This window comes from Paenibacillus sp. 32O-W (assembly GCF_007679495.1).
In the GTDB taxonomy this organism is placed as follows: domain Bacteria; phylum Bacillota; class Bacilli; order Paenibacillales; family NBRC-103111; genus Paenibacillus_L; species Paenibacillus_L residui.
This window is the reverse complement of sequence record NZ_VEGP01000073.1, coordinates 1-11,755: the sequence shown is the minus strand read 5'-3', so window position 1 is coordinate 11,755 and position 11,755 is coordinate 1. Positions and strand designations below refer to the sequence as shown.

The window sequence follows — 11,755 nt, the reverse complement described above, 5'->3', positions numbered from 1 at the left end:
GCCGGGCCTGTGCACAGGGCAGTCCAAGCTTGCATCGTATAAAAAGCTTCCTATTGAAGAAAACCCAAAGATGTCGTCGAATTCTTCTTTAGAGGTTGCTTTTGATGCGCATATGAGGCTTTCGGAAGGAAATTAATGCATTTATACTTTTATTTCTAACCATTTGTGGCTTCCGAGGCTCAATAAATGCGTCTGTACTCTTATTTCGTTACATTCGAGGTTTGTGACAGGAAATAAGTGTATTTTGACTCTTATTCCGTCATATTTTACGGCTTCGGCGCGAAATAAGTGTATTTAATTTTAACAACTGAATTGTGTCCAACGACACGATTTAATGAGAAAGCGAGGGGATAGCCATGGATTCGGGAAATGCGGAAGCGGAGATACAGCTAATATGGCAGGAACATCAATTGGGCGAAATCCAGCAGTTGATTCCGCTGCCCTGTCAGGGGAATCAAAGGTTTGTCGTTAACGGCAGCCATATAGTTCATCTTTCTGCAGGGGACTCGGCAGTGAACGGTTTACGCTCGGAAGCGGAAGCTTATCGGATCCTGGCCTCGTCTTTGCCGGTGCCCGAAATGGTGCTCTATGACGAAAGCCGCCAGGTGATTCCCCGCAGCTTTCTGATAACGATATGCCCGCCCGGATCCCCGGTAAGCGAAAGCTGGCCAGGTCTGGAAATGCAAGACCGGGAGCGGCTGGCCATGGAAGCAGGCAGGCATCTCGCCATACTGCATGGTCATTCTCTGCCGGGCTTCACTTCCAGACAGATTAATGGTCTGTCTGACGGTTACCGATACATTCAGGATCAGTTTCGCCGAATAGCTCGACGGGCGATTAATGCCGATGCTATAGAGAAGTCGACCGTTGCCCGAATCAAAGCGGTGCTGGATCACCTGCGCCCCCTATTTGAACGGGTGAAGACGGCTTCCTTCCTTCATGGCCATTTTCATATGGGGCAGCTGTGGCAGCATAATGGATGGATTACGGGATGGATTGGTTTCGAATTCGCCCATTCAGGAGACCCCGTCTTCGATTTTCGAACGGAGGATCGACTGGAATCCGACTGCCCGGGAAGCCTATCGCCTTTTTATAAAGGGTACACCCAAGTACAGACCCTGGATACGTCATTCGCCCTGAAGCGTTCTTTTTGCAAGCTGTTATTTTATTTAGAATCGTTTACCGCACGAAGTGCAGAATATGGTGGGACAGGTGAAGAAAATCGGACTAAGCTTTCACAGCTTCTTCATTCATTGGAACTAAATCCTGGTTGATTGCTCTGAATAGCCTCCTCCCTCTCCCCCTCTTCTTACTTCGTCATTCGCTTCCTATTGCCCGTTCCGGGATAAATAATTCCAAGATCTGCGTGGAATAATGAGGATGAACATCCAATTTTACACATCCTTATCTCATTGCGTCCGATGGCCGCCATCGGGCGTCGCATTGTGCGTTCTGGAGCTGTGTTGCCGTGGTGGAATCCTCCGTTAGAACAGGTCCGATCCGTTACAGATATATCGAAAAGAGGTGTAGCCATGGTTATGCAAATGACTGAAGACCAACTTACCCTGCTTATTATCAAGCACTTGAAAGAACAAAACCGCGAGACGTTCCAAACGGTTATCGACGAACTGCAGCCCTATGACTTGTCTGTTCTTTATAAAAATCTTCCTGACAAGCATCATACCAAATTTCTGCTCTTCCTGACTCCCGAGCAAATTGCCGCACTTATTCAAGAGCTGGATGCCAAGGCACAAATTGAAATTTTACAAAAACTCGGAGTCGACAAGCTGCCAACCGTTATGGATTTGATGCAAAATGACGATCTGGCGGACTTGCTGGGCCAATTGTCCGTAGATAAAATCGAGGAAATCCTCGCCGTCATGAAGGAAGAAGAACAGCAGTCCGTTAAAAATCTGATGAAATATCCTCCGGAAACGGCCGGAGGAATTATGACAAACCGTTATGTTTGGATTCAGAAGCATTTTACGGTGCGGGAAGCGATCGGCAAGCTGAAAATTTTCGCCGAATTGGCCGAAAACCTATACTATCTGTACGTCCTGGACAGTCAGAAAAAATTAGTCGGCGTCGTTTCGTACCGGGATTTGTTGCTTTCGGACATCGACCAAAAAATAGACGATATCATGTTCACCAGAGTTATCTCGGTCAACGTTCATGCCGACCAGGAAGAAGTCGCCCGGCTCATCGAGCGTTATGACTTTATTTCCGTTCCGGTCGTGGATGACGAGGAGCGCCTTGTAGGAATCGTAACGGTTGACGATGTCATTGACGTTTTTATCCAGGAAGCCAACGAGGATTTAGGCAAATTCGCAGCTTCCGGTAAAACGATCGATTTCGATACCGGGGCGATAACCGCTTCAATCCGCAGGCTGCCGTGGCTCATTCTGCTGCTCTTCCTCGGATTGGTATCGGGCAGTATTATAAGCGGATTCGAGGAAACATTGCAGAAGGTAGTCGCTCTCGCCTTCTTCATGCCCATGATTGCCGGAATGACGGGGAATACCGGAACCCAATCGCTCGCTGTCGTAGTGCGTGGTCTGGCTTCTCAGGATTTGGATCGGCGAGCCGTTATCAAGCTGATTTCCCGTGAATTCGGAGTCGGTCTCATAATCGGAACGACCTGCGGACTGTTAATTGCCGGAATCGCTTATTTCTGGCAGGGCAGCCCCATTCTCGGCTTGGTCGTGGGAAGCTCCCTGTTCCTGACATTGATTATCGGAACACTGGCCGGCACGGTGATCCCACTCATTCTCTATCGCTGCAAGGTAGATCCGGCGGTCGCCTCGGGGCCACTTATTACAACTTTGAACGATATTTTTTCGTTAACCGTCTATTTTGGCACGGCTTCGATGTTTATCAGCTATTTAATGTGAGACGTACTTTTTACGGGCTGTTATACAGCCGGGGACTTTTATCATTCCACATAAAACAGTGTTGGCGAAGTCTTATTAATTGCGGCAATAACCGTCCGGGGAATTATATCCGGACGGTTTGTTGTCTGCGCTGTCCTCACTTTCCGCTCGAAAACTATGAGTTAATTTGTCACCGGATGGCTCGGATAAAGCGTTCCATTCTCGTCAAGGCTTCCTGAAGCTGAATGACGGAAGTGGCATAGGAACAGCGGATGAAGCCTTCCCCGCCTAGACCGAACGCAGAGCCGGGTACCGTAACGACCTTGGCCTCGGCGAGCAGACGATGGGCGAATTCCTCGGAGCTGAGCCCCGTTTCTGCTATGGACGGAAAGGCGTAGAACGCCCCGTTCGGCTCGTGACAAGGCAATCCGATCTCCCGCAGCCCTTGAACGATCATTCTTCGCCGCCGATTGTACGATTCCATCATGCGATCCTTTTCCTCAAGACCGTTCCGCAATGATTCTATGGCCGCGATCTGTCCCAAAATCGGGGCGCACATTATCGTGTATTGATGAATTTTCGTCATAGCGGCGATAAGCTCCGGATGGCCGCAGACATACCCCATTCTCCAGCCGGTCATGGCGAAGGCCTTGGAGAATCCGCTGACCAGAAGGGTTCTATCCTTCATTCCCGGCAGGGATGCGAAGCTGACATGCTTGTTGTCATAAGTCAGTTCGGCGTAAATTTCATCCGAAATGACGATCAGATCGTGCTCTTCAACGATTTTCGCGATTGGCAGCCAATCTTCATAAGTCATTATTCCTCCGGTCGGGTTGTTCGGATAGCAGACGACCAGTACCTTGGAGCGAGGAGTGATTTTGCTCTTCAGCCCCTCGGCCGTAAGCTTGAAGCCATCCTTGGCAAAGGTCTCTATCTCAACAGGAACGCCTCCTCCGAGTGAAGTAATCGGCGAATACGAAATGTAGCAAGGGACCGGAATCAAGATTTCATCGCCTTCCGTCACCAATGCCCTCAGCGCCAGATCGATCGCTTCACTACCGCCGACCGTCACCAGCACCTCATTGGCCGGCTCGTATTTGACCTGGAATTGGTTATACAAGTAATTGGCAATCTCTTCCCTGAGCTCCGGCAGTCCGGCGTTCGGAGTGTAGGTTGTTCTTCCCCTTTCCAATGCCCGCACGCACTCCTCCCTAACTAGCGCCGGGGTGACGAAATCCGGCTCCCCTACACCGAGCGAAATGACATCCTTGCTGCCCTCAACCAAATCAAAAAATTTGCGGATGGCTGAAGGAGGAATACTCCGAACAGCCGGGGATAAATATTCGTTCATGGATCGATTTGTCATGGGACGCTCCTCCTTAAGAATTTTCAAGAAAAATAAAAAAGCCCGCCCCTGTCAAGGGACGAGCGAAATACCCGTGTTACCACCCTAGTTTCACAACAAAACGTCATGACACTCTGCAACGTATCCATCAATACGCGTTCCCTGTAACGCTGGACCTGCGGCAGAGCTTACTTCACTTTCGGCCTGCTTCTCGGAGACGGCTTTCAGCTAATATCCGAACGTTGGTTCTCAGCTCCCCCAACTCTCTGCAGGATCGGATCGTTAACTTACTCTTTCTCTTCATCGAATTTGAAATATGCGATCGATTGATATGTTCCCCATTATAATTAGGGGCCGTTCATATTGCAAGACATATTTTTCAAAAAATACACGTACGAAAGCCGAAACGAAGTCATTATCGGAGATTGAACAAACGATTGGCGGGACAGGGCGTTTGACAATCCGGCAGATGCTCGGTTACTATGGGTTCAAACCAAGCCACAGAACGGATCTCTTTCGAAGGGGATGGACACCGTGCGGGACAAAGCGCCGGATAAGAAGCAGCAGATTCTTGTATCTGCGATGAAGCTTTTCGCAACACAAGGATATTTACAAACGACGATGCAGGAAATTGCCCAGTACTGCAGCATGTCCAAGGGAAGCATTTATTTGCATTTTTCCTCCAAGGAAGAACTGTTGATGGACATTTACAAGTACTACTACAGACTCAGTGACGAACGAATGCAGTGGATTGAGCGGGATACGCGGCTGGCCCCACAGGAACGGCTGCTCAAAAAAATCGAGGTTCATTTAATGATGTGGCTCGATTACCCCGAATTCGTCACTCTCCAGGTGCGGGAAAATCCCGGCTTTACGAACGAGAAGATCAAGCAATTTTTGCGCGAGGTCCATACCAAAACGATTAAAGAGCTGCGCGAATCCTTATTCGAGGTTTATGGGGAATCCTTTGCCCGCTATGCGCTGGATGCTTCGGTACTCATGGGGGGGATAATCTCCACCCTGATGGGGCTTAAGGTGTTGGCTAATATTGAGCTGAAGGTCGATCAAATCAGCCGTTATATTCTGAACAGCGTTGATTATGTTGCCAGGGGCATGCTCCAAGACTTACCTGAACCCCTGATTTCAGAAAGCAACTGGCCGCAGATTTTCGAGGCACTGTATAAAGACGGAGCCTGCGCTCCCCTTCTTCTTATACAGAATTTGCGCAATGATCTCGCTAATGCGCAGATTGACCCTGAGGAACGCCAGGATGCCCTGGACTCCCTGAGTATCCTGGAACAGGAGCTGTTGGCAAGCCGGCCCCGGCGGGTCGTTCTTCGCGGAATGCTGGCCAATCTTCAGCATCTGGAGGCGGTCCGGGAACCAATCAAACCATTGGTGCAATGGATTAATCAAGTTCATGGACTGTGAAATAAGTCGGCCATCGTATAAGTACCTGTCAATGGATTAAAGACAGGCCTCCGCCAACAGCTTGTAGGAATGCAGACGGCTTTCGTAGTCCCCTGTCAGCGTGACGACAAGAAATTCCTCTACCCGGTATCGGTCCCGATACTGCAGCAGCCCCGCCTTCACTTGCTCAGGCGTTCCGATTAATGCTTGATGTTCCCGGGCAGCCCCATCCTTGGGCAACTCTTTAGGCTCAAACCGGGCTCTCCCTTGAGCCGCCAGCCGATAAGCCTTCTCCTCGGTTTCCGCACAGATTATGCTGACGGCTGCCATCGCGCGAGGTTCCGGGGTAAGAGAAGACGGCTGGAACTCCTTCCTGTAGGTAGACAATACTTCTTCCCCATCCCGATCGCTCATGAAATGACCGAATACATATCCGGCTCCGAGCTTGGATGCATAGGCAGCGCTGCGGTGGTTCGTGCCAAGCATCCATATTTCCGGCGGAGAAGGCGGAATCGGGCGTGCGGTAACCGATTGCCCGTCCAACCGATAGCGGTCCGTCAGCAGCTCGGCCAGAGCCTCGAGCGTTTCCGGCATCTTTCTGACATTTTCCAGAAAATTGCCGCTCAAGGCGATGCTCACATGAGCCGATCCCCCGGGCGCCCGGCCGATTCCCAGGTCTATCCGTCCGGGGCACAATGCGGCCAGAAGCCGGAAGGTCTCCGCCACTTTCATCGGCGAATAATGCGGCAGCAGAAGCGCTCCCGATCCGAGGCGAATCCGATGTGTCCGCGCTCCAATATAGGCCAGCAGCACTTCGGGCGCCGGGCAGGCCAAATGGGGGAGATCATGATGCTCCGCCGCCCAGTAACGATGATACCCTAGCTGTTCCGCCGTTCCTGCAAGCTCGGCCGCCTGTTTCAGAGCCGTTGCCGAATCGGCGTCTCCCAGGACAGGAACCAGATCCAGTACACTTAGCTTCACTATCACTCACTTCTTTCTGCGGATGGATGTGATCATTGGGATAAACTTGTCCATGCCAATGCGCGAAAAACTTGCTAACCCCATTTTATCACAGTCTGAAAGGAACTCCTCATTTGCGGAATATGGCGCGGGATATTCACCATTATTTAATGACATTAATTATTAATTATATAAATGTTTAACCTGACTAATTCGATGCTGACCAGCGTAACCTGCTTTATGCCTCTTGCGGTTTAAGGTTTCCTGGCCGTTATCGTTACTTGATCCGGGCATGAGTCCACGCCTTTTCCAGAATCTCATTCACCGTTTCCTCCGGCGTCAGATCCGAGCTATCCAGCCACCATCCGATTCGCGGGGTTTCTTTGACGAGCACATCATTCAGTCCGGTAATAGTCCAGGAGCCAGGGCCATAGCCTTTCTTGGGGCGAGCCGCTTCTCTACGGGCTACCGTTTCCAAATTCGGATTCAAAACAATGACGAATAAAGGACGGCTCTGGATCCAATCCACAAACCGTTCCAGGCTTGGGCCCACGATAACATCTTGCACGACAACGGCGAAGCCGGCCCTGCAATATTCGTCCGCGGCGGAGGCGGCAATTCGGTAGCGCAAATTCAGTTGATTCACCGCTTCTTCCGTGGCGTCCGGCAGCATCTCTTCCCGCCCGGAAACGATCATTCGACGGAAGGTATCCCCCCGGAGATGGACCCCTCTGGCAAAGCGTTCGGCGAGCTGTTGGGCGACGGTGGATTTGCCGGAAGCCATTATTCCGCTTATCAGAAAAATCCCCTGCTCCAACGCTTCAGGCGGGGCAATACGATCGTCTTTCATGCGGTTATCCTCATACCATGGTGGATTTTTTTTCCAACTGCATCGCTAAACCAAACATTATACGATTGGTTTTGTGGGAGTCCAGACGGAGCTGCCTGTTTCAAATGGCCGGAAATTTCGTTGAACTATGTCTCGGCAAGAATCTTCCCGGCCAGTTTCCCATACATTTAAGGTACATTCTCCTCTCGCCCTAAGCTTTCTATTCTGATAAGAAAGGAGTCCGGCCATGTATGGTTATCCAATGAACAAGTTCTCGTTCCGCACTCCGTCCTCGTCCGTAATCGAAGTGCTGGGGGAAGGAGCGCTGCAGGCTCCTCCCGATCAGGCCTTGATCGTGTTGGGGGCCGTATCGGAAGGCCCCGTCCTGCAGACGGTCCAGTCCGAGAATGCCGGTAGAGTAACGAACATCATCCAGGCCCTGCAGCAGCTCCAAATTCCCCAGCAGAAAATCCAGACGTCCGATTACCGGATTGAAGCCCAATACGATTATCCGGAGGGCCAGTCCGTCTTTCGGGGGTATAAAATGACCCATCTTCTGCAAATCAGTACCGGGAAAGTGGAGCAAACAGGAGCTATTGTTGACACTGCCGTAGCTCATGGAGCCAACATCGTCACCGGCATCCGATTCACCCTAGCTCATTCCGAAAGGTACAGTAACGAGGCTCTTTCGTTGGCCGTTCGCGACGCCCGGCGCAAGGCGGCGGCACTGGCCCGTGCACTGGGGGTCTCCCTTGCCGCAGTACCCGGTAAAGTTCAGGAGCTCTCGCGCTCCATTGAACCTCTCTTCTATCAAGCCCCCATGCTCGCGGAAAGTGCGGCCACTCCCATCCAGCCTGGAGAGTTGACGGTCCGGGCATCGGTTAGAGTGTGGTATTCATTCGCTTGAGGCACCGGATCAGTGATCGCTGCGCGCCCCTCTTTGTCCATTCAGCTAGCGGGCTCCCTCCGGCAAGTCCGTGTCCGTCATCCAGGCTTCCAAAATTTGATTGAACAGACCGGGGGCGGCAAGAGAAATGCCGTGTCCGATTCCAGGAACGGTATAAGCCGCGCAGGAATCGTTCCTTTCGGCCAGGGCAGCGGCGGATTGGAGAATCGCTTTTTTCTCCCTTCCTCCGGCCAAGATGAGCGTCTTGGCACGGCTCTGCCCGAAGCCCGGCGGAATTCGGTAGGACATGTTTTCCTCAAGAATGCGAAGAAGAGTGTCCGTGCTCATGCTGCTGGATTCCTTATAATACGCTTCAAATTGCTCTTCGCCTACATACAGTGCTTTGGCCTGGAGCTTGGCGAATCTTCTGTTTTTGGCGAGCGGCATCGATAGTTTAGTCATGGGTCTAAGGAAGGGACGAATAGACTTCATCGGAATGACAAGCGCACTGTTAATCACCGCATAATCGGCAATTTCGGGCTGCAAACTAAGGACCTCAACCGCTATTTGCGCCCCGAGAGAGAAGCCGGCAAGAGTCACCTCCCGACCGTTTCTTTTATTTTGAATGATTTCTATGATCTGTCGGGCTGTATCGTTAATCGATTGAAACGGGATGTCTCTGCTCTTTCCATGGCCGGGAAGATCGGGGACCACCCGATAACAATTTTGAAAATAATCCACCTGCCGGCCCCACATCCAGCCGCTGACTCCTCCGCCATGGATCAATACAAGCATGGGAGAATCCCGGCTCCCCTCTTCCTTCACAAACATCTCTCCGGCCTCCTCGCCTTTTTGTTCATTTTACCATATAGACATCCCGGACAGCGCAGAATGCAAGGCCGGCTGGCTGATTGATATAACAGAATGATTTTCTAAGCAGAAAGAAGAGGCGTCCTCTCAGACGCCCCCTAACTCTTCCTCATTCAGACAGCAGCGCCTGGAGCTCGGCCATCATCCGCCGATAGGTGTCGGATTTCTTCATTTCTTCGATGTGACGGTCCCAATCTTCAAGCGTCGCCTTTCCGATGATGACATGAACCTTCAGCTTCTCCAGCTCTTCATTCATTTGGATATACTCCTTGTTGCGAAGTACACGGTCGACTTCGGGCAGCGTTTTCCGTTCATATGAAGCTTGGCGCCAATCGGCAACCGTTTCCTCATACCGTTGTCGGACGGCATCGGGAAGCTGTTGGACCGGGCTTCCGAAGGACTGCAGCAGATCTGTGCTTCCGAACAAATTCGCAACCGCGGAGCGGTCTGCTTCTTCCATTCCGGGGACTCGTTCCCATTCCCCGGATTGCTGCATGGCTAATCCTTGATCCAGCCACTCCAAAATTTTCATGGCCTTGTCATGAGGAACCGTGCGCGGAATAATATATGTGCCCGAACCTTCCGCATTCCATGGAGCGACCGGCTCCGTCGTCTCGGTTCCAAGGGAAGGCAGTGGAACCCAAATCGGAGCCCACTTGTCCGTAAGGTCCGAATCCGCCATTAGCGCGGCCGCCTGATCGAGCGTCAAAGCCGCTGCTCCGGCCCGGTTCTGCAGCAATCGCTCGGTGACATGCTCATCCTTTACAATGGGAGCCTCCGGATCCAGCACTCCATTCTCATAAGCACGGGCGAGCCAGCCCAGCGCCCGCCGCTCGCCGGCTTCCGCCGCTGCATCCAGCACCTCTCCATTCTTCACGGCAAAACGAGCCGGGCTCCCGGTATAGACCTGCTCCACCCAGGTGAAGGAACCAAGTCCGTTAACGGTCAACCGACCTGTCAGACCAACGGTGTTGTCCTTTCCGTCACCGTCGGGATCGGTTTTGGCAAATTTCCAAAGCACCTCATATAGCTGATCCATCGTTCTCGGAGTGGCTAAACCGAGCCTGTCCAGCCAATCCTGGCGAATGACCGGGAAAGCGGCATTCTGGGAGTCGAATGGCCGAGGGATGCCATATAACCGGCCGTCTATCGTACGAACAGAGTGCGATTCGCTCTCGGCCAGCGCCCGAAGCCTCGGGAAGTCCTCCAGCAAATCCGTAAGATCGGAAGCGATCGAGCGAAACAGCTCATCATCATAATCATACGGCCTCGCGATCAGCATCAAATCGGTCGGATCGCCGGCGGCAATCATCAGGTTCACCTTCTCCCTGTAATGATCGGGCGGGATTAAGGTGAAGCGGATATCTGTCCTCATCTCCCGCTTCATATAATCGAGCAAACGTTCCGGCGTGCCGTATCCCCCGCTGTCCGCCCGGGTCCCCACGCTGAAGGCTATCCGGGTATCCGGATCTCTGACCGTCACCGATCGGTCCGCAGCATTCCACAGCACCTCCAGCCCGCTCATCTCCACCGCCGGACGAAGAGGAATCCAGAGCAGTCCTTCGTCCAGGTAAGGGGCTTCCGGAAGGGTGTACACCGTACTTCCTTCTCTCACCGCCTCCTGGCGACCTACCCAATACTTAAGCGTCGGGCCTGCCGGGCGGCTGGCCGTCAAAGCGGCCTCGGCGTCGTCCCATTCCAGCCGATATCCGAGCCCCTCCAGCAGAGCCCGGGCCGGAACCATCATCGTATCGCCCACCAGCACCGGAGGATTCGACAAATTCACCATGACGCCTTCGAATGTCAGATGGAAGCCGGGAATTTTATCCGCCGTCCCCTGTGCGGCCGGGCCGCTCCCCGTATAGGCTTCCGCTGCTGCCGGCGCCGCCTCAGCCCATGCCGCTGCGGAGCTGATTAATGTGGTGGCTGCGGTTACGGCCAGCGCGGCTCTCCGCCGTTGTTTTTTTCTCCTCATACCTGTTCCTCCTCATATAGTATTTCTTGAAGGCAGTTTTGAGTTTACTTCCAGTCCCCTAGGGGACTGGCGGCCGCTTTCAAAATTTCCAGTTGATCTTTGAAAAATAAATTTGGGACTGGACTTTCCGGAATGCCTCCGGACAATGGAACTTAGGGTCCATTCGGGGCAACTCTTCGTCCTCCTGTAGCTCTGTCTACTTCAAAAGTCTGTTTCTCCGGTATTCGTTCGAACTTCTTACCCGCTGGCTGTTCCCTTCGGCAACCCATGCCCGGCGGTAGCAGCGTTGGGGCAGCTCATGGATCGAAGCGAGTTCTCATATGCGAGGGTGATTGATCGGCGAGTGCGCCGGAGGCATCCCGGAGAGTCTAATCCCTGAACCCCTTACAGAAAGGAGGAATTCGACTTGCGTTTATTTGTCGGAATTGACGTGAGTGCAGAACAACTTGAAGCCTGCTTCATGAACATGGACGGCGACAAGCTCGAGGCGTTTCAGGTGAACAACAACCTTGAAGGTGCCCAATATCTTCGTGACCGGATCCTTTCAGCAGCGGACAAGCTACCGGCTTCGGAAATCCACATTGGCCTTGAAGCTACATCCGTCTACAGC

General features: G+C 52.4%; 10 protein-coding genes and 1 other annotated feature. Of the genes, 5 read left to right on the top strand and 5 right to left on the bottom strand.

The window, feature by feature from the left end; genetic code table 11:
• Positions 1-356 precede the first annotated feature (356 nt).
• Together FS806_RS21605 and mgtE are read left to right on the top strand one after the other, a co-directional pair.
• Positions 357-1,274: a phosphotransferase family protein gene (locus FS806_RS21605; RefSeq protein ID WP_144940755.1), complete on the top strand. Its 918-nt coding sequence runs from the start codon at positions 357-359 to the stop codon at positions 1,272-1,274.
• A gap of 258 nt (positions 1,275-1,532) precedes the next feature.
• Positions 1,533-2,891 carry a magnesium transporter gene (mgtE, locus tag FS806_RS21600; RefSeq protein WP_144940752.1) on the top strand — a complete coding sequence of 453 codons (1,359 nt, stop codon included), beginning with the start codon at positions 1,533-1,535 and terminating at the stop codon, positions 2,889-2,891.
• A gap of 169 nt (positions 2,892-3,060) precedes the next feature.
• Here mgtE and FS806_RS21595 read toward each other — a convergent pair whose 3' ends face one another.
• Positions 3,061-4,236 (bottom strand): aminotransferase class I/II-fold pyridoxal phosphate-dependent enzyme, encoded by a 1,176-nt coding sequence (locus FS806_RS21595; RefSeq protein WP_144940748.1) that lies wholly within the window; start codon positions 4,234-4,236, stop codon positions 3,061-3,063.
• A 51-nt stretch (positions 4,237-4,287) separates the two neighbouring features.
• Positions 4,288-4,528 (bottom strand) — a binding site (T-box leader).
• Positions 4,529-4,749: 221 nt separating this feature from the next.
• Between FS806_RS21595 and FS806_RS21590 the strand changes: the two genes are divergently transcribed.
• Positions 4,750-5,646 (top strand): TetR/AcrR family transcriptional regulator, encoded by an 897-nt coding sequence (locus FS806_RS21590; RefSeq protein WP_186328474.1) that lies wholly within the window; start codon positions 4,750-4,752, stop codon positions 5,644-5,646.
• Between the two features lie 36 nt (positions 5,647-5,682).
• Here the strand turns inward: FS806_RS21590 and FS806_RS21585 are convergent, their stop codons facing one another.
• The gene (locus FS806_RS21585) at positions 5,683-6,606 is read right to left on the bottom strand and encodes an MsnO8 family LLM class oxidoreductase (RefSeq protein WP_144940742.1); all 924 of its coding nucleotides are present in this window, start codon (positions 6,604-6,606) and stop codon (positions 5,683-5,685) included.
• Positions 6,607-6,862: 256 nt separating this feature from the next.
• The gene (locus FS806_RS21580) at positions 6,863-7,435 is read right to left on the bottom strand and encodes a P-loop nucleotide/nucleoside kinase family protein (protein ID WP_144940739.1); all 573 of its coding nucleotides are present in this window, start codon (positions 7,433-7,435) and stop codon (positions 6,863-6,865) included.
• A 241-nt stretch (positions 7,436-7,676) separates the two neighbouring features.
• Here FS806_RS21580 and FS806_RS21575 point away from each other — a divergent pair, with 241 nt between their 5' ends.
• Positions 7,677-8,321, top strand: a complete 645-nt coding sequence (locus tag FS806_RS21575; RefSeq protein ID WP_144940799.1) for an SIMPL domain-containing protein — start codon at positions 7,677-7,679, stop codon at positions 8,319-8,321.
• Between the two features lie 45 nt (positions 8,322-8,366).
• Here the strand turns inward: FS806_RS21575 and FS806_RS21570 are convergent, their stop codons facing one another.
• Positions 8,367-9,131 carry an alpha/beta fold hydrolase gene (locus tag FS806_RS21570; protein ID WP_144940737.1) on the bottom strand — a complete coding sequence of 255 codons (765 nt, stop codon included), beginning with the start codon at positions 9,129-9,131 and terminating at the stop codon, positions 8,367-8,369.
• 148 nt (positions 9,132-9,279) lie between these two features.
• Positions 9,280-11,145 (bottom strand): extracellular solute-binding protein, encoded by a 1,866-nt coding sequence (locus FS806_RS21565; protein WP_144940735.1) that lies wholly within the window; start codon positions 11,143-11,145, stop codon positions 9,280-9,282.
• A gap of 406 nt (positions 11,146-11,551) precedes the next feature.
• On the opposite strand from FS806_RS21565, the gene FS806_RS21560 reads away from it, so the two are divergent.
• On the top strand, positions 11,552-11,755 hold a 204-nt coding region (locus FS806_RS21560), incomplete at its 3' end, for an IS110 family transposase (RefSeq protein WP_144940733.1).